19 protein-coding genes are annotated in these 22,067 nt (G+C 52.0%); 15 read left to right on the top strand and 4 right to left on the bottom strand.

The annotated features are described in order from the left end of the window. Positions 1 to 168: 168 nt before the first annotated feature. Positions 169 to 3,426, bottom strand: a complete 3,258-nt coding sequence (locus tag B4E62_RS02860) for a discoidin domain-containing protein (RefSeq protein WP_331350992.1) — start codon at positions 3,424 to 3,426, stop codon at positions 169 to 171. Positions 3,427 to 3,712: 286 nt separating this feature from the next. Between B4E62_RS02860 and B4E62_RS02855 the strand changes: the two genes are divergently transcribed. Further along, the gene (locus tag B4E62_RS02855) at positions 3,713 to 4,894 is read left to right on the top strand and encodes an AraC family transcriptional regulator (protein ID WP_331350991.1); all 1,182 of its coding nucleotides are present in this window, start codon (positions 3,713 to 3,715) and stop codon (positions 4,892 to 4,894) included. A 52-nt stretch (positions 4,895 to 4,946) separates the two neighbouring features. Here B4E62_RS02855 and B4E62_RS02850 read toward each other — a convergent pair whose 3' ends face one another. Then, on the bottom strand, positions 4,947 to 6,824 hold the full coding sequence (locus B4E62_RS02850; RefSeq protein WP_310076081.1) for a carbohydrate-binding protein: 1,878 nt from the start codon (positions 6,822 to 6,824) through the stop codon (positions 4,947 to 4,949). A 359-nt stretch (positions 6,825 to 7,183) separates the two neighbouring features. Between B4E62_RS02850 and B4E62_RS02845 the strand changes: the two genes are divergently transcribed. Continuing rightward, entirely contained in the window at positions 7,184 to 7,600 is a 417-nt protein-coding gene (locus tag B4E62_RS02845; protein WP_331350990.1) for a DUF393 domain-containing protein, read from the top strand. Continuing rightward, positions 7,593 to 8,468, top strand: coding sequence for a fatty acid desaturase (locus tag B4E62_RS02840; RefSeq protein WP_331350989.1), 876 nt, complete (start codon positions 7,593 to 7,595; stop codon positions 8,466 to 8,468). The genes B4E62_RS02845 and B4E62_RS02840 overlap by 8 nt, the downstream gene beginning before the upstream one ends. Positions 8,469 to 8,490: 22 nt before the next feature. Here B4E62_RS02840 and ppk2 read toward each other — a convergent pair whose 3' ends face one another. Both ppk2 and B4E62_RS02830 read right to left on the bottom strand, forming a co-directional pair. Beyond that, positions 8,491 to 9,408 (bottom strand): polyphosphate kinase 2, encoded by a 918-nt coding sequence (gene ppk2, locus B4E62_RS02835; RefSeq protein ID WP_331350988.1) that lies wholly within the window; start codon positions 9,406 to 9,408, stop codon positions 8,491 to 8,493. A gap of 159 nt (positions 9,409 to 9,567) precedes the next feature. Beyond that, positions 9,568 to 11,031 carry a cellulase family glycosylhydrolase gene (locus B4E62_RS02830; RefSeq protein WP_331350987.1) on the bottom strand — a complete coding sequence of 488 codons (1,464 nt, stop codon included), beginning with the start codon at positions 11,029 to 11,031 and terminating at the stop codon, positions 9,568 to 9,570. A gap of 520 nt (positions 11,032 to 11,551) precedes the next feature. Between B4E62_RS02830 and rpsF the strand changes: the two genes are divergently transcribed. The 12 genes from rpsF to B4E62_RS02770 all read left to right on the top strand — a co-directional run bounded on the left by rpsF (position 11,552) and on the right by B4E62_RS02770 (position 21,962). Continuing rightward, a complete protein-coding gene (gene rpsF / locus B4E62_RS02825; protein WP_310076068.1) occupies positions 11,552 to 11,989 on the top strand; it encodes a 30S ribosomal protein S6 in 438 nt (145 codons plus the stop codon). Between the two features lie 2 nt (positions 11,990 to 11,991). After that, positions 11,992 to 12,219 (top strand): 30S ribosomal protein S18, encoded by a 228-nt coding sequence (gene rpsR / locus B4E62_RS02820; RefSeq protein ID WP_007643439.1) that lies wholly within the window; start codon positions 11,992 to 11,994, stop codon positions 12,217 to 12,219. An 11-nt stretch (positions 12,220 to 12,230) separates the two neighbouring features. Further along, complete coding sequence (rplI, locus tag B4E62_RS02815; RefSeq protein ID WP_310076060.1) at positions 12,231 to 12,677, top strand: 50S ribosomal protein L9; 447 nt, start codon at positions 12,231 to 12,233, stop codon at positions 12,675 to 12,677. 138 nt (positions 12,678 to 12,815) lie between these two features. Further along, positions 12,816 to 14,225, top strand: coding sequence for a replicative DNA helicase (dnaB, locus tag B4E62_RS02810; protein WP_331350986.1), 1,410 nt, complete (start codon positions 12,816 to 12,818; stop codon positions 14,223 to 14,225). Then, entirely contained in the window at positions 14,218 to 14,742 is a 525-nt protein-coding gene (locus B4E62_RS02805) for an MOSC domain-containing protein (RefSeq protein WP_331350985.1), read from the top strand. Before dnaB ends, B4E62_RS02805 begins: the two co-directional genes overlap by 8 nt. A 127-nt stretch (positions 14,743 to 14,869) precedes the next feature. Beyond that, positions 14,870 to 15,721, top strand: coding sequence for a pantoate--beta-alanine ligase (gene panC, locus B4E62_RS02800; RefSeq protein WP_331351341.1), 852 nt, complete (start codon positions 14,870 to 14,872; stop codon positions 15,719 to 15,721). A gap of 39 nt (positions 15,722 to 15,760) precedes the next feature. Beyond that, positions 15,761 to 16,141: an aspartate 1-decarboxylase gene (panD, locus tag B4E62_RS02795; RefSeq protein WP_310076052.1), complete on the top strand. Its 381-nt coding sequence runs from the start codon at positions 15,761 to 15,763 to the stop codon at positions 16,139 to 16,141. Between the two features lie 78 nt (positions 16,142 to 16,219). Next, complete coding sequence (locus B4E62_RS02790; RefSeq protein ID WP_331350984.1) at positions 16,220 to 16,438, top strand: hypothetical protein; 219 nt, start codon at positions 16,220 to 16,222, stop codon at positions 16,436 to 16,438. Positions 16,439 to 16,640: 202 nt separating this feature from the next. Beyond that, on the top strand, positions 16,641 to 18,578 hold the full coding sequence (gene acs, locus B4E62_RS02785; protein WP_331350983.1) for an acetate--CoA ligase: 1,938 nt from the start codon (positions 16,641 to 16,643) through the stop codon (positions 18,576 to 18,578). A gap of 226 nt (positions 18,579 to 18,804) precedes the next feature. Beyond that, positions 18,805 to 20,313: a hypothetical protein gene (locus tag B4E62_RS02780; RefSeq protein WP_331350982.1), complete on the top strand. Its 1,509-nt coding sequence runs from the start codon at positions 18,805 to 18,807 to the stop codon at positions 20,311 to 20,313. Between the two features lie 122 nt (positions 20,314 to 20,435). Further along, positions 20,436 to 21,017 carry a DNA endonuclease SmrA gene (smrA, locus tag B4E62_RS02775; RefSeq protein WP_331350981.1) on the top strand — a complete coding sequence of 194 codons (582 nt, stop codon included), beginning with the start codon at positions 20,436 to 20,438 and terminating at the stop codon, positions 21,015 to 21,017. Between the two features lie 69 nt (positions 21,018 to 21,086). After that, on the top strand, positions 21,087 to 21,962 hold the full coding sequence (locus B4E62_RS02770; RefSeq protein WP_331350980.1) for an alpha/beta hydrolase: 876 nt from the start codon (positions 21,087 to 21,089) through the stop codon (positions 21,960 to 21,962). The last annotated feature ends 105 nt before the right edge of the window (positions 21,963 to 22,067 follow it).

Here is a 22,067-nt window from a genome sequence, read left to right as displayed (position 1 = left end):
TATTGTTAAAACTGTCTGGCCTTGTTGTTCTTCCGTTAAAAAATCACCCGGCCTTGGCATTGCTGGCAATGCCGGGTGTGAAGCCTCCATCCCCGCCCGGTCAGCGGGAATGGATTGAGGGAGCTGTGGTAAATATTGTTGTTGATGTGATCTTGTTAAATTTGGGTTTTACCAACCCAGTACACGCACTTCCCAGATTGAATATCCCCACTGATTCCCCACACTGCGCGCGGTGCCGTTAATGCGCACATAGCGGTAGCTGCCAGCGATGGCGAGGGTGTCGGTGCGGTTGCCAAAGCTGCCTCCGGTACGGGTGGCGAGGGTGGTCCAGTTTGTGTTGTCATTCGAGCCTTGCACGGTGTAATTCGCCGCGTTGGCTGCTTCCCAATCAATCGCAATACTACTTAGGGTTTTGGCGCTGCCTAAATCCAGGGTCAGGGATGTGGGGTCGAGCGCATGAGCTGATTCCCAGCGGGTGCCGCTGTTTTTATCAATCGCATTAGCCGCTGGTGTTAATGCGGTGCTGGCGGTTGCGCTGGCAATATTCAGCAGGGCGGCTGGAGCCACACTTGAGCTGGCAGCGGAACTGCTTGCAGGAGTGCCTTGCGCATAGACTTTCAGTTCCCAGATGGAATAACCCCATTGGTTGCCTGCACTGCGCGCGGTGCCGTAAATGCGCACATAGCGATAGCTGCCACTCACAGCATGCGTATCCGTGCGGGTGCCAAAGGCTCCGCCGGTAACGGTTTTGAGGGTGGTCCAACTGGTGCCGTTAGTGGAGCCTTGAACTTGATAGTTGGCGGCATTTGCTGCTTCCCAATCAATTACCACTTGCGACAACGCCCGTGAACTGCCCAGATCAACCATGATCCAGCTTGGATCAACCGCATGTGCCGACTCCCAACGAGTGCCGCCATCGCCATCCACCGCATTAGCTGCTGCAGTCAATGCGGTGCTGGCAGTGACGGTGCGACCTTGTGATACCAATACCGGTGGGCAGTTGGTGCAACCGACAGAGCTTGAGCTGGCGATACTACTTGTTGGCGCTACAGAACTGGGCGCTACGCTGCTGCGCGAGCTGCTCAGTGGAGTGCTTGAAGGCGCAATGCTAGAAGGTGCAACACTGCTCGGTGCAACTGAACTGCGACTACTACTTGCTACGCTGGATGGTGGTGCGATCGAGCTACTGCTGGTGGTAGACGACGAGGTGCCCACAGTTGCCGGTGCATCCTTGTTGTATGCCATGACGCGGAAGTTATCGAAGTAGAAAGTACCGCTGCTGGCCACGCCGGGCGTAATGAGGAAAATCAATTGATCGACACCGGTGAAAGGCGCAGACGCTTTGTTATTCGCCCAATCGCCCAAGGCGGCCGCGAAGTTGTAGTTGAACTCCAGGGTTTCCCATTGGCCGGTTTTGGTGGTCTCGGTTTGGTAGAAGCTGTGGCGGCCGACTTGCCAATCTGCCGGGGTAACCGCGCTCACTTGCAGCTCGTTTTCAAGGTTCATGGAAATGATCGTGCCCACTGGCGCTGTGGTGTAAACATCCACGGCGACGCGCACCATGCCATGTTGGGCATCCATCGCATCGGGAATGCCGGTGATGCCGTTGAATGCGAGAGTGTCGTAAGTCGCACCCACATCGCGCACATAACGCAGCACATTTGGCGATGAATTCACTGCGTTAGGTGCCGGGTTGGCGACAATCGTGCGCACACCGCTGGTGGCGGGGGCAGCTTTGATCGCACCGTTGCTGGTGCCATCAAAGTTGGCGATGGTTTGTTTCAGGGTGTAGCCATTATCTGGCCACACGATACGGACGTTATCCATGTAGAAATCGGCGGGGCGATTGAAGCCTGCTTCCACCATCAATACCAGATTATCGGCTTGGCTTGCGGCGATACCCGAGTCCGGCGTGCCGGTAAAGCCCAGCTCAACCGTATGCCATTCACCGGCTTTACCAATGGTGCCTTTGAAGCGCGCGAGGCGGCCGGTATTGCCATCCCAACTCGGGGTTACACTAACTACTGCGTTGTTTTCCAGCCCGCCGCCGATCTCTTTGCCAAGCAGATTAGTGGCGCCTGCGGGGTAGTAGATATCCGCAAAAATCTTGGCGCGGCCAGAGCGCAATTCGCCTGCGTTCAGCTTGCCAAACCCGGTGAGCTTGAGGTTATCCCACTGCTGGCTGGCATCGCGCACATAGTGCAGTACTTTGCTGGAAGTGTTGACTGAACCCGGTGCCGGGTTATTAACAATAGCGCCGCTGGTAAGTGCCACGCCGTTTTGCAGGTGAGTAAGCCCTAACCCGCTTTCATAGGCTGCAAGTGTTTGGGTACGGCCTTGCTCGATGGTGACGGGTTTGCTGACCGTTTTAACGCTACAGCCGGAGTTGAAGGTTGCACTGATGTTGCCGGAGCGCGCTGAGTTGCCGATGGAAGCCACAATCTCACGCGTGCCTTGGCCGGACACAATGGTAACCCCAGCAGGAACAGACCAGTTGTAGCTCGCAGTAGTAGGGCCATCGATGCGGTATTTTTTAAAGTTCTCACCGCGATACATATAGGTATCGCCCTCAACCGACCAGCTCTCGTCGTTTTTGTAAACGGCGACATAGTCGACTTGCATCAATTGTTCAGGGCCTTCACTGCCGTCAGGGAAGCCGGGAAACCAGCCGCCAATCGCCAGATTAAGGATCACGTGGAAGGGGCGGTTGTAGAAAGAATCCCAGTTGGAGCGCACCGGGTTTACGCCGTCGAGCTTGGTGCGTGAGCTGGAAATTTTGGGTACACCGTCAATCGACCAGACCATGCGGTCTTCGTACCATTCCACCGCGTAGATATGGAAATCGGTCTTGGTGCGGCCAGCTTCGGGCACGATCAGGTTGTCGGGATTCGGCCAGCCGGTGTTGCCGTTGTAGGGCCAGTAGGCGCCATAGTGCAATGTGCCGCTGATATCTTCGTGTGTACCCGCGGCTTCCATGATGTCGATTTCGCCGTTGTTCGGCCAGCCGTGGCTATCGCGTTGCGATTCGGTAGACATCATCCAGAATGCAGGCCAGGTGCCAGAGGCTTTGGGCATGCGCATGCGCGCTTCGATCTTGCCATAAGTCCAATCCTGCGCATTTTTGGTACGCAGGCGGGCAGAGGTCCAACTTTTGCCATTGTAGGCTTCGCGGATTGCCTTGATGTTCAGCATGCCACCACTCACCCACATGTTTTCGGGGCGATCGGTGTAGTACTGGAGTTCACCATTGCCACCGCCATCGCCATTCACTTCTTGCGACCAGTTGTTGCGGTCAATGGCAGTGCCGTTGAAATCATCTTTCCAAACCTGGTTCCAACCACAGGTTTGTGCTTGAGCAGCTTGTCCAATAAGCAGGGGTAAAAGTGCAATAGGGAGTAGCCCAATAGCATTGGCTAGCTTTTTCATTAGTGAAGCCTCTCATTATTGTTAGAGTTGAATGCATTCAGTCGCTGCATTGGTGATCACTATTTCACCTCGCACAAGGGATAATCCTCCTGTTTTTTGCATACCAGATAAAACTGAGAAGCCCCACTTAGTAAAAATGCAAAGTGGGACGGGTGGGAAGGCCAGGTTATGGCGATAATTACGACTTGGATCACCCAGATCCTTGCACTCTTGTCGCTTATAATTTCACTCATAAAAACAACAGGACTGCCGGACCACCGGGGTGCCGGCTCAAGAGACAAAAATAATGAAGAATCTACTACTCAACCTGCACGAAGTGGTCATCGCTCTGACCATTCTGGAAGCCCTGATCCTATGTATCGCACTTGGGATCTTGCCCGGTGGAAGGAAGCAGCCGCGGCGTTTGTTACAGGTTTTCTTCCTGTTGGTGGTGGGCACGCTGGCCACTACGCTGATCACCTGGAATGCCAGTTTCCAATCTATGGCGATTGCTAATTACCCATGGATACCTGCGCTGCTGTCAGCCTGTCTGCTATTGCAGGGGCCGGTATTGTTCTTTTATCTGCGTTCGCTGTCGCGCGCGATTGACCTTCAGCACTGGCACCATGGGGTGCATCTGGTACCTGCCTTGTTGGCCGTAGGGGTGATTTTTGCCTACGACCTCAGCATCTATGATTGGCTGCCCTGGCATTGGGCAGCTTTGTCAGTGGCTGATCGAGCGGCGCTGGCTTTTGTCTGGTTTTTGGTGAAGTGCTCCCCTCTTATCTATGTGCTTGCCTGTTTCTACACCGAATACCGTTTGCGTAAGCAGTTGAAGCAGATGTATTCCAGCATCGCAGAGCGCGAATTGCGTCTAGCGGATTGGGTGTTGGGTGGATTTTTTATCCACTGGCTCTGGTCATTTGTCGCCTATTTTCTGGGTGGATATGTCAGCGGCGAAACCAATGACCTACTCGGCATAGTGAATAACTACCTGACGGTATTGTTAATTAATGGCCTGTTCCTGTTTGGCTGGCGCAATACCCGCGAGCTGTTGCAGCAGGAATTGGTGGTGGCAGTAGAGCCGGAGAAGGATCGTTTGCAGGAGATGCCACAGGTTGATGAAAAGCGTCAGGCGGTACAGCGCGGTATCAGCGAATTGCGATTGCATCTGGAGAGCCAGATCAATCTGGAACGATTTGCTGAACAGATTGGCATCAAGCCGCGCGAGCTATCGACCATTATCAATGACCATCACCAGCAGAATTTCTTTGAGTTCATCAACAGCCAGCGAGTGGAAGAGGCCAAGCGCTTGTTGGCAGCGCCGGAATGTGCGGGCGATACAGTGTTGGACATTTTGTATAAATCCGGCTTTAACAGCCAATCGGCTTTTCACCGGTTTTTCAAGCGAATGGTGGGTATGACGCCGTCGGAGTATCGCAAGCAGATGTTGAAGCCAGTCAATTCGATTCCGGTACAGGCAAAATAAAAAAGGCCGCCCGAAGGCGGCCAATGACTTCACTTACTGGACTCTGTTGTTGTTAATTCGCTTTGCTGATGCGAATCCAATTGATGTTCCAACCGCCGGCGTTGGCTTTAATACCGAACTTGTGGCTACCCGCGCTCAGGTTGACGGTGTGTTTGACGGTCGTCCAGGTCTGCCAGCCACCGGTGGCCGGGATAGCGATTGTGCCGTGCACTGGAGCGCCACCCGCTTCCTCAAATGCCAGACTGCCGCCACCGTTTTGGCTGGCAACGCGATACTCGATCACATAGCTGCCAGTGCTGGGGATATTCACTGGCGTACCGGCGTAAGACAGCCAATCACCTGCGTCGATATAACCCACATTTTTACCGCCACCGGCATCAGTGGTATTTTCCAGCTGGGTACCTTGTTGCTGGCTGTAATCTTCAGCTTGTAGGGTGGTGATCACTTGGCCTGGGTTGGTATCCGGAGGAGTGCCAGTACTTTCCACTTTTAACCAATTGATGTTGAAACCGCCAGTCACCGCGGCTATAGCGATTAACTGCTCGCCCGCTGGTAATACCACGTTGTGAGAAACGGTTTGCCAGGCTTGCCAGCCGCCAGTGGCAGGAACATTCACATTGCCGTAAACGGGGCTTCCACCGGCTTTTTCCAGCTGGAATTGCCCGCCGCCAGCAGACGCTGCAACGCGATAACTTATTTTATAAGTGCCGGTTGCAGGGACGTTGACGGAATAGGTCAGCCAATCGCCGTTGTCGATGTAACCCACGTTCTGGCCGCCGCCGGCATCGCTAGTGGTTTCCGTTTGTATTCCGCTGGCTTGGCAGAAGTTTTCAGCTTGCAAGGTATCGCCTACACCAGCTTTTTGGCAGGAACCGGTTGAGCCACCGTCGCCACCACCACCTCCGCCACCGCCATCTATCGGCTTACGGCCAGCGAGAATTTCTTTCACAAATCTGCCGGATTCTTTCAATGAGCCATCGGCCCAGAAAAAGGATGAGGTTTCCACTTCGCCCGTCGCCTGGTCGCGCTCTTTGTCGTGGAACGCCCAGCCCGCATGGCTGATGCCGTTAGCGCGCAGGAAGTCAATCCAGGCCCAGGTTTCGGCGTGATTCACTGTGCCTCTACCATTGGCATGGCCTACGCCCCATTCAGTGGCAAACAACGCCGCGCCGTTGTTGAGCGCGGTCTGTGCCTTGGCGCGATAGGAACCGCGGTGGCTGTCGGCATAAAAATGGACGGTATAGGCCAGGTTAGAGACGTTGGCTTTGTTGGTTGATGCGACATCAACATCTTGCGACCAGTTAGGCGTGCCCATGATGATCAGGTTGTCGGGGTCGATCGCGCGGATTTTGCCACCCACATGCTCTGCATAGGGTTTGAGTACTGAGTGCCAATCCACACCCAATGGCTCGTTGTAGAGTTCGTAAATGACGTTGTTATGTTGGCCCCACTTTTGCGCCACTTGTTTGAAGAAGGCTTCTGCTGAACCCCAATTCTCGTGTGCTTTGTGGCTGTGATAGTCAACGATTACATACATATCGTTGTCGATGGCTGCCTGGATAACGGTATCGAGGCGCGCCATGTTGCCGTTCCAGTCATCCTGGATACCACCACCTTCCCCGTGGCCGATGGCGGCGCGGATCAGGTTGGCGTTGAATTCGGTTTTAGCGCGTTTGACCGCAGCGGCGGTATAAAACTTTTCTGCGCCCCAGCCGGTGTTACTCCAAAACAGGGAGACACCTTCAAGGCTGACAGATTTGCCACCAACCAGAACTTTGTTGCCTTGCACCTGTAAGGCCGGGACTGCAGCCATGGCCGCACTACAAAAAACAACACTGGTAAGACCGGCTACCAGACTTGCGAACAGCGTTTTACGTGGACGAGAGTGGTGCGCACCTGTGGCCGCGCAACCGTGACGATTATTGTTCATTATTATTCACCTGGGTTGTGTCATTGAACATGCCCCTGTAATTCAGGGGGCCTTGCCTATACAAGGTGATGTCATTTCAATCCTCGTGCTCGAGGCAAACCACCTACTTTAGGTTGCGACCTAAAGTGGTAAGTGCCACTTCATAAATATCTGCAGTAGTTCTCCACCGGAGAGATTCGCTGTTGTTCATGACTCACTCCATTTTTATCATTCTGTAATTTTCTAACCTTATGATTTTAAACACTTAAATTTATTAATCGAGATATCTGCACCTGTTTTATCAAAAAGGAAGTTACTGCTCGTTCACTTCCCTAGAGTGCAGTCATTCCCAGCGTATTAGCGCTTTTCAGGAGACTGCCATGTCCACACCATCAAACCCCGCCGCAGTGATAAGTGTCTTTTTTGATAACGACTGCGCTATTTGCCGGCGCGAAGTCGCTTTTTGTAAAACTCTGGATAAAGACCAGCGCATCGACTGGATTGACCTGCGCAGCCAGCGCCAACTAGCGGAGAGCATGGGCGCGGAATTTGAAGCGGCGATGGAACTGCTGCATGTACTGGATGCTCAGGGCAAGATGCATATCGGCCTCGCGGGGCATTTGGTGATGTGGTCGTATTTACCGGGCTACCGTCACCTTGCCCGCCTGTTGCGTAAGTACCCGCGCCTCGCCGCCCAATGCGATCGTTTTTATCGCTTATTTACCCGCCTGCGCCCCGGCGCACTCAGCCGCATCGACGGTGCGACCAACCTGTGTGAAGGGAGCCGCAATGAATAATCTCGATTCTCATCGTCATTCCCATGCCCATGCCCATGCCCATGCCCATGCTCTGCTTGATACGCAGTCGGTGCGCTGGAAGGATTTGGTCAAGTATCAGCGTTTTGAAACGGCGCGCGAGTTGTGCTTGCCCTTGCCCTGGTTGTTGTTAGCGGTCGTCTGCGGGCAGCAAGCAACGGCAGTGGGTGCGACTGGTTCGGTACAGTGGGGTTGGATCGTTGCGATGGGTATCGCTGTTATCTATGTGTTTATGTTGGGTTTGCGGGTAGCACACAATGCGTTTCATGGCACCTTGGGTTTGACGCCCAGCGGTGATCATTGGGTCATGGGGGTTATCAGTGTGATGATGTTGGGCTCATCCCATGCGATCAATTACACCCACATGTACCATCATAAACACTGCATGCAAAAAGGCGATGTTGAAGGCGAGTTGGCCACTCTGCCGTTTGGGCGAGCATTGCTTAAAAGCCCGATTTATCCCGTTTATATCCATATCGTTGCTTTGCGGGATGCGCCCAAGCTGCAAAAACGTTGGATACTGGCCGAGCTTGCCGTCAGTGCGTTGTTGCAGTGCATGATGCTCGTGTGGTTCGAATCGCCCGTGTATGGGCTTTACAGTTTGATGATGCTGGTGGCCAATTTATCGGCGCCCATGGTCGGTATTTGGGCAGTACATCGCCAGTGTGAGGGCTCAGCTGTCAATGCGCGCTCCTGTCGTTCCCGGGTGGTCAATTTTTTAACCTGCGGCATGTTTTATCACGCCGAACACCATTTGTTTCCAGCGGTGCCAACCCGCCATTTGGCTGAGTTAGCCATGCGAATTGACGCCACTGGAGTGAGGTTTTTGGGGGTGACTGAGTTTGGTTGATCGGGGCTCCTCACAGCTTGATTTAATAAATAGAGGGCACAAATAGCTCATCGGGAATCGGCGCGCGATAGTAGTCGGGGTTGTAAACACGGGCGGGTAATTCGACCCTCGGATGATCGACTTCGCCGTAGGGCACTTGTGACAACAGGTGGTTGATACAGTTGAGGCGCGCGCGTTTCTTATCGACCGCTTCCACTATCCACCAAGGTGCTTCAGGAATATGGGTGCGATCAATCATCACCTCTTTCGCTTTGGTGTATTGCTCCCAGCGGCGGCGCGATTCCATATCCATGGGCGATAACTTCCATTGTTTGAGCGGGTCATGCACCCGCGCTAAAAAGCGTTTGTACTGTTCGCTATCGGTGATGGAAAACCAGTACTTGATCAGGATGATGCCGGAGCGCACCAGCATCCGTTCAAACTCCGGCACGGTGCGGAAGAACTCTTCGTATTCGTCGTCGTTACAAAACCCCATCACCTTTTCGACGCCGGCGCGGTTGTACCAGCTGCGGTCGAACAACACAATTTCACCGCCAGCGGGCAAGTGGGATACGTAGCGCTGGAAATACCACTGGCTGCGCTCGCGGTCACTGGGAGCTGGCAGGGCAGCTACACGGCAAGTGCGAGGGTTGAGGCGCTGTGTCACACGTTTGATCACGCCACCTTTACCAGCAGCATCGCGGCCTTCAAATAACACGACGACTTTTAGCTTTTTATCGACCACCCAATCCTGCAGCTTCACCAGTTCTGCCTGCAGGCGCAACAGTTCGCGGAAATAGACACGGCGATCCATGCTTGCACCGGTCTCCTCACCTTCAGCCAAGGCTTCCAGCCGGTCGTCATCAAGCTCCAACTCCAGCTCTTCGTCCAGGTTGTCGAGCATTTCCTCTTGTAACAGGCGCTCATAATCAATGCTGTAGCTGGGGGAATCATTCGGCATGGGCAGGCTCCGGGTGGATTGCGGGTTATTCGCATCACGCTAGGCTTATCTGATGACAAAATGATGACGGTATCGGGCCGTTGGGAAAGGGCAAGAAAGGCGTGGGCAACAATTAAAAAAGCCCGGCAATAACCGGGCTTTGACGGTACAAAAAGGTATTTATTTGCAGACTGCACCGGTGATGGTTGGAGTGGTGACATTTGCACCCGGTTTGCTGGCCTGGAACCCGACTTCTGCACATTGCCCGGGCTGAATGCTGCTGTTCCAGCTCAGTGGTGTCGCCGTGTAAGGGTTGGAGCCAGTCACATTGGCATTCCAGCTATTGGTAACACGTGTTCCATCGCTGTAATTCCAGCTAAGGTTCCAGCCATTGATTGCGCTGGTCCCGGTATTGCAGATGCGGATTGCACCGGTAAAGCCGTTGTTCCATTGGTTGCTCACGACTTGTGTACATTTGCCGCTTCCTGCACTTACTGAAGAGCTAGCACGTGAACTGGACGCGGGCGCTACACTTGAGCGCGAACTTGAGCTGGGGGCGATGCTTGAACGAGAAGACGAAACAGCTGCAATGCTTGAACTCCTGCGTGAGCTGGGTGCTGCCGAGCTGCCCGTACTGCCACTGTAACTCGGCCACCCGAGGGTAATGCTTTTGGCCAATGCTCCAGATGCGGTCAGCTGCGAAGTTGCCCAACTACCGTTCGGGCTAGCACCTGGCACTAGTGCCGATGCGCCTTCGGCCTTGTCGTTCAATGACCAATTGGCGTTACTGATGTTGTTGGCTTTCATAAAGCTGACCCACGCATTGGTCTCGCTGTTAGCAACGCCGCCATTGCCATCGGCGTTGACTGAACCCCACTCGGTCACAAACAGGGCGATGCCATTATTGAGTGCGGTGGTGGCTTTATCGCGCAGCGATTGGCCATGGGTGCCGGCGTAGAAGTGCAGTGTGTAGGCAATATTGGTACCAGCGATGGGATCGCGTGAGGCGGCGTCCACATCCTGTGACCAGGTGGGTGTGCCCACGATAATCAAGTTATCCGGGTCAATCGCACGTATGGCGGCTATGACATCTTGTGCATAGGGTTTGATCACGCTGCTCCATGACACTTGCAGCGGCTCATTATAGATCTCGTAAATTACGTGGTTTTTGTTGCCGTATTTGGTCGCCATCTCTTTGAAGAATGCGATGGATTGGGTTTTATATTGGTGGGCGTTGTGGGAGTGCCAGTCGATGATGACATACATATCATTGGCTATCGCGGCGTCAACGACAGTCATTACGCGGGTTTTATTCGCTGGATCAGTTAGATACCCGCCGGCATCTTCCACACCCATAGCGGCGCGAACCAACTTGGCGTTCCAATCGGTTTTCAGCCAGGAAACTGCTTGGGCGTTATAAAATTTTTCGCCGCCCCAACCGGTATTGCTCCAGAACATGCTCATGCCAGAAAAACTGGCGGGTTGACCACCGGCAAGAATTTTATTGCCTTGTACCGACAGGGGCGCTACATCGGCAATGGCATGACCCGCTTGGGCAACCAAAGCGACTGTCGCAGCGACACGGGTGAATTTGCGAATTGAATGGGAAATGCCTGCCAACGGGCTATTTAAGAGTTTTTTCATTATTAGAGTCTCAGAGGAAGTTTGCCGTGTTAATCAGATCCCGCAAGTTAGAGGATGCTGGATCCAGGTTGACTCTGTGGGTTTTTCTCCGCCAGTGGGGCGGCTTATTATTTATCGGCTTCCCTGTGCCCGAGAGTTCCACCTAGTATAGGTAGGCAGTTGAAATGATGATTATTGTGCCACAAGGGTAACGCAGGATTATTTACTAAAAATCCGGAATATCCATTGGGTTATGCGTGTTATTGCTCATATTCACCCACAGGTAAACGCATTTTTAATCGATGAAACCGGTTCCTGACATCGCTGTCATTATATTGTTGGCTGCTATCGATTGCTTGGTTTGGCGTGATCATTCTTTATCCTTGCATCTGCCGGGGTGAATCCGTACAATTCCGCACCCCAAACCAGCCGGGGGGAATGGCACTGCATTCTGTGCAGGCCGGAAAACTGGCTACTCCTTGTCTCACTGCCTCACTATTAATAGATAAGGCGGGAGACTTTAACCCGTAAGGAGCTATAAATGCGTCATTACGAAATCGTTTTTCTGGTTCACCCAGACCAAAGCGAACAAGTTCCAGCTATGGTTGAGCGTTACAGCTCTGCTATCAAAAACGATGGTGGCCAAGTTCACCGTCTGGAAGACTGGGGCCGTCGCCAATTAGCTTACTCAATCAACAAAGTGCACAAAGCCCACTACATTCTGATGAACGTAGAATGCTCTGAAGCTGTGTTGGAAGAGCTGACCACCAACTTCCGTTACAACGACGCCGTTTTGCGCAGCATGGTGTTGCGTGAAGATGCCGCTGTTACTGAAGAATCATTCATCATGAAGGCTGAGAAAGAAGGCCGCGAGCGCAAGGCACGTCCACCACGCGCTGAACGTCGTGATGACGCAGAAGACCTGTCTGACGAAGACGGTGTTGATGCAGATGATTTTGAAGAAGAGCAGGAGGTATAACCATGGCCCGTTTTTTCCGTCGTCGCAAATTCTGCCGTTTTACCGCTGAAGGCACCAAGCGCATCGATTATAAAGATGTTGAAACGCTGAAAGCTTACATCACCGAAACTGGCAAGATCGTTCCAAGCCGTATCACTGGCACCAAAGCTAAATACCAACGTCAGTTGGCTACTGCTATCAAGCGTGCTCGTTACCTGGCTTTGATTCCATACACTGACAGCCACGAGTAAGGGGTATAGAGATGGAAGTTATTCTGCTCGATAAAGTAGGCCGTTTAGGCGCTATTGGTGACAAAGTTACCGTTAAATCTGGCTATGGCCGTAACTACCTGTTGCCACAAGGCAAGGCTGTTGCTGCTACTGCTAAAAACATCGCTGAATTCGAAGCGCGTCGCGCTGAGTTGGAAGCTGCTGCTGCTGGCAAAATCGCTGGTGCTACTGCACGCGCTGAGAAATTGGCTGCGTTGGAAGTAACCATCGCTGCTAAAGCAGGTGACGAAGGCCGTCTGTTCGGTTCTATCGGCACGCGCGACATCGCTGAAGCAATTACTGCTGCTGGCGTTGAAGTTGCCAAGTCAGAAATTCGCTTGCCACAAGGTGTACTGCGTGAAATCGGTCAATACGAGATCGACGTTCAGTTGCATGCTGAAGTGATCCAAGCTGTTAAATTGGCTGTTGTTCCCGAGTAATAACCCGGAAGCAGTAGCATTGCGCGTCAGCATCTGCTGACAAGCAATATGAAATCGGGCACTATCGACAACCTTTTGGTTGAACCGCTAGTGTCCGATTTTTTTTGCACTTGAATTGACGAATAACTAAGCAAACCTATGCCTGAATCCAGTTTCGAATCATCCAGTTTTGAGGATCGCCTCGCCAGCGAGCTATCCAACCACGCTGCATTACCGCATTCGGTTGAGGCCGAGCAGTCAGTGCTGGGCGGGTTAATGCTCGATAACAATCGTCTGGATGCGGTGCTGGAAGTGGTCTCGGAAAGCGATTTTTTCCGCGATGACCACAAGCTCATCTTCCGCATGATGATTGAACTGCAGGAAGCGGGTCAGCCGCTCGATGTCATCACACTCTCTGAAGAATTGCACAAACACGATGAGCTGGAGCGCGTGGGTGGCTTGGGTTATCTGGTCGAGATGGCCAACAACACCCCGAGTGCTGCCAACATCGCCGCTTACGCCAAAATCGTGCGCGAACGCTCGACCCTTCGCCAGCTGATTGCTGCGGCGCAGGAAATCAGTAAATCGAGTATGAATCCGGCCGGTCTGGATTCTGACGACCTGCTCCAGCTCGCTGAAAAACGCGTGGCTGAAATTGCCGAAGATCGTCCCAAAGAAGGCGGTTTGGTGGGGGTGAACGAGCTCCTTAAAGCCACGGTACAGCGAATCGATGAACTGTTCCGTTCCGGCAGCGATATCACCGGTGTGCCCTCGGGTATTACCGATCTCGACCAGCGCACCTCAGGTTGGCAGCCGGGCGAATTGATTATTCTCGCCGCTCGTCCGTCTATGGGTAAAACTGCGCTTGCGCTCAACTTTGTAGAGGGTGCGCTCTTTAATCAGCCCAAACCGGTGCTGGTGTTCAGTATGGAAATGCCCTCGGCGGCGCTGGTGATGCGGATGATGTCCTCCATCGGCCGTATCGACCAGGGCAAGATGCGTAACGGTAAGCTCACCGAGGAGGATTGGCCGAAACTGTCATCCGCCGTTGCCAAAATGAAAGACAAACTATTGTTTATCGATGATACCGGTGGCTTGAATCCGCAGGAGATGCGCGCCCGTATCCGCCGTATCGCGCGCGAACACGGCAACCCCGGGATGATCATGGTCGATTACCTGCAGTTGATGACTGTAGCCGGTGGCGGTGAAGGTCGTACGCAAGAGATCTCGGAAATTTCGCGCTCGCTCAAAGGTATCGCCAAAGAATTTGAATGCCCGATGATCGCACTTTCGCAGTTAAACCGCGGTGTTGAGCAGCGCCCCAACAAGCGCCCGATGAACTCCGACTTGCGTGAATCCGGCGCCATCGAGCAGGACGCCGACGTAATCCTGTTTATCTACCGCGACGAATACTACAACGAAGACAGCCCGGACAAGGGCATGGCTGAGTTGATTATCGGCAAGCAACGTAACGGCGAAATCGGCACTTGCCGCGCCGCGTTTGTCGGCAAATACACCCGTTTCGATAACCTTGCACCTGAATATCTCCATCAAGGTGGTTATGAATAGCCAAGCCCGTCTACTGGATAAGCTCTGCGCCAATATCGCTCCTGGAAAACTGGAATGGATTGGTTTGCGCAGTGAACGGCGTGGCGAAGTGGTGGTCATCGATCAAGCCGAAGCGGTTGTAGGTCTGGGTTTAGTGGGCGATCACCGGATGAAAAAAACGCCGGGTTCCGCGCGCCAGGTTACGTTGATCAGTAGTGAATACATTGAGGCAATTTGCCGTCACACCGGACACTCCTCGATAGACCCCCGCCTGCTGCGCCGCAATCTGGTGATCTCTGGTATGAACATGAATTTGCTGCGCTATCAGCGGTTGCAAATCGGCGATGTCATCCTCGAAACCAACGCCCTCTGCCATCCCTGTTCACGTATGGATGAAGCACTTGGCAAGGGCGGCACTGCCGCTATGTTCGGTTATGGCGGATTGTGTGCGAAAGTGATTCAGGGCGGTGCTTTTAGCGTCGGGGACGCGGTTATTCGTTTGCCCGTAATCGATAGCCAAGAGCGACTTTTCCCTTAGTAAGGTAAATTGACTCGCGTGGAAAGCTTGGTCAATTTTTGATCTTAAAATGTACTTCTCCATCCTGACCGTGTATGATCGCGCGCCCGAATCCAAGCCTATTTCAAGGGCAGTTTGAGGCATGAATATGCAGGTTTTTCACCATATCCACTCCCTTCGTGAAGCCTTGGCCGCCGAGCGCAAAGCCGGTAAACGTATCGGATTTGTGCCGACTATGGGCAACCTGCACAATGCCCATATCGAGTTGGTGAAAATCGCCCAGCGCAGCTGCGATATTGTTGTGGCCAGTATTTTCGTCAATCCGCTGCAATTTGGCTTGAACGAAGACTGGGATAAATACCCGCGCACCCTCGCAGCGGATTCGGCCAAATTGGAGGCCGTGGGTTGTAATTACCTGTTCTGCCCCGATGAAAAAGAAATCTACCCCAATGGTATGGCCGAGCAGACTCGTGTAATTGTGCCGACCATGACCGACGTACTCTGCGGTGCGAGCCGCCCCGGTCATTTTGAGGGCGTGACAACCGTAGTCACCAAGTTGTTTAATATTGTGCAGCCGGATGAAGCGGTGTTCGGGATCAAGGACTTCCAGCAGTTGGCGGTGATTCGCCGGATGGTGGAAGACCTGTGTATTCCGATTAAAATCACTGCCGGTGAGATCTTCCGCGAAACCGATGGTTTGGCGATGAGCTCGCGCAATGGGTTTATTACCCCGGATGAGCGCCCGAAAGTGGCGGTACTCAACCGCAGTTTGAATGCGATCAAGCAGGCGATAACTGATGGTCGCCGTGATTTTACGGTACTGGTGGACGAAGCGCGTACGCAGATTGAAGCGGCCGGGTTTCGGGTGGACTACATCAGTATTTGCAATAGCCGCACTCTGGAAATGGCGGCACACGATGATCGGGAGATCACTATACTCGGCGCCATGTACACGCAAGGCGCGCGGTTAATTGACAACGTTTCTGTAGTGCTGGGCTAATTTTTAGCAGGCTACACAAGTGATTCCCCGGAGGATTCCATGCTTTCACATATGCTCAAAGCCAAGTTGCACATGGCCAAAGTCACCCAGGCGGAGCTGTGGTATGACGGTTCCTGTGCGATCGATGCCAATTTGGTTGCCCTTGCCGGCATGCGCGAATTCGAGCAAATCGATATCTACAACGTGAACAACGGCGAGCGCTTTCACACCTATATCATTCTTGCTGAGCCCGGTTCAGGTACTTTCTCGATGAACGGTGCGGCAGCGCGTAAAGTGGCAGTGGGCGATCGAGTGATTATTGCGACTTATGGCCATTTCACCGAGGCTGAGCTGATCAACCACAAACCGAAGTTGGTGTATCTCAATGAAGATAACACCGTGAATCGCACGTCCAATACGATTCCTATGCAAGTCGCGTAGGGTCTGGATGGCGGGATTGAAAAGGGTCGCGATGCGGCCCTTTTTTTGTTGTATTTACTGTGTCACTGGAGTAGGTATATGACCACTAAAGCAGACGATATTCTCAAGCGCTTTGACGATTTGCAGGTTGATGGTGAGCCTGAAAAAGAACACACGCTGCAAGAAAATGCCAAGGCACGTGCGCTCCATCCTGATCATATCAATGCCGGTACTGCGTTTGACTGGGAGGATATAGATGCCTACGCAAAAGAGCTGGAGCGCCTGGATCGCGAAGGGCCGGGTCTCAAGAAACCCTAATGGATAAGTTTTTCATTTTTACGCTTCATTGCAGTGCGAAATTTACACTTTTCGCACTGTTTTGGACAACGTTGTCATTGAGCTTTTAGCTCCAATCCTGCTAAGCTTGACCCCAGTTCACAGCGTGGATGTTGCGCGTCACCAATTTCATCCGTCGCTACCCTTTCGATCAATAACAAGATAACGGCAGTGAGATAAAACCATGTCAGAAGTACATCTGTATCCGGTTCCTGAAAGCTTCAAATCCAAGGCAGCGATCAATCTGGCGCGCTATAAGGAAATGTACGACCAATCGATCAATGCCCCCGACACTTTCTGGGCGGAGCAGGCAAAAACCTTCCTGACCTGGCAGCAACCCTGGTCACAAGTGACCAAAAGCGATTTGCGCAAAGGCGAAGTGAGCTGGTTTATCGATGGCAAACTGAACGTCAGCGTTAACTGTATCGACCGTCATTTGCCCGCCCGCGCCAACCAAACCGCCATTATTTGGGAAGGCGATGACCCTTCCGAAGACCAATTTATTACCTATCAAGAATTGCACGATCAAGTCTGTCGCCTCGCTAATGCCCTGCGCGAACGCGGCGTGAAAAAGGGTGATCGCGTATGCATCTACATGCCGATGATCCCGGAAGCTGCTTATGCCATGCTCGCCTGTACCCGTATCGGCGCAATTCACTCAATCGTATTCGGAGGCTTCTCGCCCGAAGCATTAAAAGACCGCATCCAGGATGCGGAATGTCAGGTTGTAATTACTTCTGATGAGGGCCTGCGTGGCGGCAAGCGCGTCCCACTGAAAAAGAATGCTGATATCGCATTGGCACAATGCCCCGGCGTCCATACCTGCATAGTGGTCAAGCGCACCGGTGGCGATATCGCTTGGGATGAAAAGCGCGATTTCTGGTACGAGGATCTCGTCGAGCGTCAGGCAAATGATTGCGAACCTGAAGTCATGGATTCCGAAGATCCGCTGTTTATCCTCTACACCTCCGGCTCAACCGGCAAACCCAAAGGCGTATTGCACACTACCGGTGGCTACCTGCTGCAAGCTGCCATGACTCACAAGTACGTGTTCGATTATCACGAGGGCGATGTTTACTGGTGTACCGCCGACGTAGGTTGGGTGACCGGCCACAGCTATATCGTCTACGGCCCGCTCACCAATGGCGCAACCACGCTAATGTTTGAAGGTGTGCCCACTTACCCCGATGCTTCCCGCTGCTGGCAGGTCATCGATAAGCACGGCGTCAATAGCTTCTATACCGCACCGACAGCGATTCGCGCATTAATGGGCGCAGGCAATGACTACGTCACCAAGACCTCGCGCGCCAGTTTAAAAATACTCGGCAGCGTAGGTGAACCGATCAACCCCGAAGCATGGGAGTGGTACTACCGAGTGATCGGCGATAGCCGCTGCCCGATTATGGATACCTGGTGGCAAACCGAAACCGGCGCGCACATGCTTACCCCATTACCTGGTGCGATCGACCTCAAACCCGGCTCGGCCACTGTCCCCTTCTTTGGTGTGCAGCCGGTATTGCTGGATGCGGAAGGCAAGGAGGTGGTAGGTGCAGGCGAGGGCAATCTATGCATTAAGGCCGCTTGGCCAAGTCAGATCCGCACCGTGTATGGCGATCACCAGCGCTGTATAGACACCTATTACAGCACTTATCCTGGCTACTACTTCACCGGCGACGGCGCGCGCCGCGATGCCGATGGCTATTACTGGATCACCGGCCGCGTAGACGATGTAATCAACGTGTCTGGTCACCGTATGGGCACGGCCGAAGTGGAAAGCGCATTGGTGTTGCACGATAAGGTTGCCGAGGCCGCAGTGGTTGGCTATCCGCACGATATCAAAGGTCAGGGCATTTACGCTTATGTCACTTTGATGGCGGGCGAGCAGCCAAGCGATGAGTTGAAAAAAGAATTGCTGGCGTTAGTGGTAAAAGAGATTGGCGCTATCGCGCGTCCGGATGTAATCCAGTGGGCACCGGGTTTACCGAAAACCCGCTCCGGAAAAATCATGCGTCGTATTCTGCGCAAAATTGCCGCGAATGAATTGGATTCGCTAGGCGATACTTCAACTCTGGCCGATCCGGCGGTGGTAAATGAGTTAATTGAGAATCGCGCAAATAAATAATTTCGCACTATTGTAAATATGCGAGTCATAGCTCAAAAGGATGCAAGAAATTGCATCCTTTTTTTATGGAATTTTTTATTAGTAAGTGCACTTTAATCTCATGAAATTCCCATCAACAAAAAATGAGGCCTTAGGGTAAAAATCGGTAAAAGGTTTCAGTAGTAGAGGAAAAGTAGAGCAGTATCTGTAAGCTAATCGGCGACCGTTTTGCACTGAGGGGATAGTGATGATAAGAATAGCCAAGCTATGGGTGATTGTTATGCTCTGGTTTTTACCTCCTTTATTTGCTTGTGCAGGATCCATTGGTCAATTTTCTGCCAGCAGTGATATAGGCGCAGTCAAACACAAGGGCGCCGCGATCTATGATCCAGCTTCCCAGCAATATCGCATGAGTGGTTCGGGTAAAAACATGTGGGTGGGCGAAGACGAATTACATTACGCCTACACCCAACTGACGGGCGATTTTATTTTGCGTGCCCATGTTGCTTTTGAGGGAACAGGTGTCGATCCGCATCGAAAAGTGGGTTGGAATTTACGCACCAGTCTCGATACGGGCTCACCCAATGTTCATGCAACAGTGCACGGTGATGGTCTAACCTCTTTGCAATTTCGCGCGAGCGCGGGCGGTGATACGCAAGAGTATCCGATGGCGATCAAAGCTCCCGATGTGATTCAGCTGGAGCGCCGTGGCGATACCTATATTATGAGCGCAGCAAAAATGGGGCAGCCGTTTCAGGTGACCTCAGTTTCCAATATCAAACTCGGTGAAAAAATTTATGCAGGTCTAAGTCTGTGCGCACACAATCCCGATGCAGTAGAGACAGCCGTTTTCTCCAATGTAAGAATTATCCTTCCCGCCGCAAAAGATTTTCGCCCCTATAAAGATTACATTGGCAGTAATCTGGAAATTATGGATATGAAAACCAAAAATCGGCGCATTGTGTATCGCTCGTCCGATTCGATTCAGGCTCCCAATTGGACGCAGGACGGTAAAACGCTGATTTATAATTCCAAAGGTTTATTATTTAATTTCGATATCAAAAGCGGCAAAAGCACGGTGCTGGAATCGGGTTTTGCGAACAACAATAATAACGATCACGTGCTTTCCTGGAGTGGTAAATTAATTGGTATTAGCCATCACGTTGCCGACGAAAATAATCACTCGACGATTTATACCCTGCCGATAACAGGCTCCAAAAAGCCTACGCGCATTACTGCCAAAGGTGCTGGTCATTCTTACCTGCATGGTTTTTCGCCGGATGATAAATCCTTAATTTTTACCGGCGAACGTAAGGGGCAATACGATATTTACAGTGTCGATATTAAAACGGGCAAAGAGACTCAATTGACCGACACGCCCACTCTGGATGATGGCTCCGAATTCAGCCCTGACGGCAAATATATTTATTTCAATTCCAATCGCACGGGCATGATGCAGCTTTGGCGCATGCACGCGGATGGTAGCAATCAACAGCAGCTCACTTTCGACAATCACAACAATTGGTTTCCACATGTATCGCCTGACGGTAAGAAAATTGTTTTTCTGAGTTACATGGATGATATAGATCCAGGTGATCATCCTTTCTATCGCCATGTGTATCTGCGCGAAATGCCAGCGGAGGGTGGTGATCCGGAAATTATCGCTTATGTGTATGGCGGGCAGGGCAGTATCAATGTGCCCAGCTGGTCGCCCGACGGCTCCCAGATTGCGTTTGTCAGCAACACCCGCCTTTAAGGTGGGAGGCAGCGCATATCGCGATATGTGCTGCCTACACTGCTCCGGGTAATTTGCGCTACCAGTTCAGCGCCAAATCCTGCACAATTCTACCCCCGATCTTTTTGTTCCAGTCTATTTTTATGACCAATAAAACCCCCGATGCTGATCTTTTCCTTCAACAAATGAAGGATGTAAAACCCATCAAAGTGGAAGAAAAAGTCACCCTGGCATCCCCGCACCTGGATAAAACCAGCGTAGAAACCCGGCGCAAAGCGGCGACTGCCGAGCTTGCGAAAGACAAAAATTTCCTCTCAGGTGAATACATAGAGCCGCTTGATCCGTTAGCGGTTGTTGAGTTTAAACGAGATGGTGTGCAGCACGGCGTTTACCGCAGTCTGCGTATGGGCAAATATCAGATTGATGCTCGGCTCGATCTGCACAATATGACCATCGAGCAGGCGCGTAGCGCGGTATTTCAATTTGTTAAGGATTGCATGACACATGACATTCGCTGCGCCCTAATCACGCACGGTAAAGGGGAAGGGCGGGAGCAGCCAGCACAGCTTAAAAGTTGTGTGGCGCATTGGTTGCCGCAGCTGGATGAAGTTATGGCATTCCATTCAGCGCAAAAACGTCACGGTTGGCTCGGTGCAACCTATGTGTTGCTGCGTAAGAGCGAGAAGAAAAAGCAGGAGACTTGGGAGTTATACAATAAGCCTTGATTGACTTAATTGGGGTAGATAAATAGGTCAAGCACACCAGAATCAATATAAATTTAAAACGAGGTGTCTATGTATAAAAAATATGTGTTCCTGTTGGTCATGCTGCTAGGAATAACAGCACACGCTTTTGCACAGCAAGCCCATAAACAGTTTGTATTAAACAACACCGAAATTATTCCTATCCATTCAAAAATTACCGGACGAGACCACGAATTGGTGGTGGTCTATCCCTCCAGCTACAAAACCAATCCCGCTAAAAAATATCCCGTCCTCTATTATCTTGATGCCTACTGGGATACGCCGCTGCTCGTATCAACCTATGGCAATTTAATTTATGACAACCAGGTGCCTGAATTTATTATGGTGGGCTTGTCTTATCCTTCAACTGCGGATTACGGTAAAGAACGGCGCATTGATTACACCTTTACTGCGGTGGATGAAAAATCCGGTAAGGCGAATTTGTTTTTGAATTTTATCCAGCAAGAAGTTGCCCCGCTTATTGAAGCTCAATATCGCGGCGAAAAAACCGACCGCGTGATTGCAGGCAATTCACTGGGTGGATTGCTGACGCTGACTGCTGCCTATCAAGCACCTGGTTTTTTTTCCGGCTATATCGCCCTGAGCCCTGCGGTAGAGTGGGATAAACAAGCGCTTGTAAAAGTGGATAGCCACTATGCCAAAAAACATAAAGCTTTAAACGGACGCATGTTTATCTCCTACGGCACCACTGAATATCCCGCCTTTCGCGATCCAATCATCGACTTTCAAAAACAGCTGGCCGCACGCAAATATCAGGGTTTGGAGTTGCTTAATTATGCGATGGAAGGGCTTGATCACACCGGCATCAAAGGTGATGGTTATGTGCGCGGATTAATCTGGGTATGGGAGCCTAAAAAACCCGCCGGGCCAAGTGGCTTGGAGCGGGATATGACCAGCGCGAAATAATCGTGTTGGGATTGCAGCATTTATAGTTTTTATTGCGCTAGATCAAAAATCCTCTGGAAACAGCCATTGATAATGGTGGCGGTTTTAATAATAACGAAAGAGGAA

This window comes from Cellvibrio sp. UBA7671, assembly GCA_002483145.1.
GTDB lineage: Bacteria > Pseudomonadota > Gammaproteobacteria > Pseudomonadales > Cellvibrionaceae > Cellvibrio > Cellvibrio fibrivorans.
Note: the sequence above shows the minus strand (reverse complement) of the source record. Positions and strands in the feature narration are given on the sequence as shown.

Coding starts and splice junctions, on each gene's coding strand:
- B4E62_RS02860 (WP_331350992.1), bottom strand. CDS start 3,426: ATGAAAAAGCTAGCCAATGCTATTGGGCTACTCCCTATTGCACTTTTA.
- B4E62_RS02855 (WP_331350991.1), top strand. CDS start 3,713: ATGAAGAATCTACTACTCAACCTGCACGAAGTGGTCATCGCTCTGACC.
- B4E62_RS02850 (WP_310076081.1), bottom strand. CDS start 6,824: ATGAACAATAATCGTCACGGTTGCGCGGCCACAGGTGCGCACCACTCT.
- B4E62_RS02845 (WP_331350990.1), top strand. CDS start 7,184: ATGTCCACACCATCAAACCCCGCCGCAGTGATAAGTGTCTTTTTTGAT.
- B4E62_RS02840 (WP_331350989.1), top strand. CDS start 7,593: ATGAATAATCTCGATTCTCATCGTCATTCCCATGCCCATGCCCATGCC.
- ppk2 (WP_331350988.1), bottom strand. CDS start 9,408: ATGCCGAATGATTCCCCCAGCTACAGCATTGATTATGAGCGCCTGTTA.
- B4E62_RS02830 (WP_331350987.1), bottom strand. CDS start 11,031: ATGAAAAAACTCTTAAATAGCCCGTTGGCAGGCATTTCCCATTCAATT.
- rpsF (WP_310076068.1), top strand. CDS start 11,552: ATGCGTCATTACGAAATCGTTTTTCTGGTTCACCCAGACCAAAGCGAA.
- rpsR (WP_007643439.1), top strand. CDS start 11,992: ATGGCCCGTTTTTTCCGTCGTCGCAAATTCTGCCGTTTTACCGCTGAA.
- rplI (WP_310076060.1), top strand. CDS start 12,231: ATGGAAGTTATTCTGCTCGATAAAGTAGGCCGTTTAGGCGCTATTGGT.
- dnaB (WP_331350986.1), top strand. CDS start 12,816: ATGCCTGAATCCAGTTTCGAATCATCCAGTTTTGAGGATCGCCTCGCC.
- B4E62_RS02805 (WP_331350985.1), top strand. CDS start 14,218: ATGAATAGCCAAGCCCGTCTACTGGATAAGCTCTGCGCCAATATCGCT.
- panC (WP_331351341.1), top strand. CDS start 14,870: ATGCAGGTTTTTCACCATATCCACTCCCTTCGTGAAGCCTTGGCCGCC.
- panD (WP_310076052.1), top strand. CDS start 15,761: ATGCTTTCACATATGCTCAAAGCCAAGTTGCACATGGCCAAAGTCACC.
- B4E62_RS02790 (WP_331350984.1), top strand. CDS start 16,220: ATGACCACTAAAGCAGACGATATTCTCAAGCGCTTTGACGATTTGCAG.
- acs (WP_331350983.1), top strand. CDS start 16,641: ATGTCAGAAGTACATCTGTATCCGGTTCCTGAAAGCTTCAAATCCAAG.
- B4E62_RS02780 (WP_331350982.1), top strand. CDS start 18,805: ATGATAAGAATAGCCAAGCTATGGGTGATTGTTATGCTCTGGTTTTTA.
- smrA (WP_331350981.1), top strand. CDS start 20,436: ATGACCAATAAAACCCCCGATGCTGATCTTTTCCTTCAACAAATGAAG.
- B4E62_RS02770 (WP_331350980.1), top strand. CDS start 21,087: ATGTATAAAAAATATGTGTTCCTGTTGGTCATGCTGCTAGGAATAACA.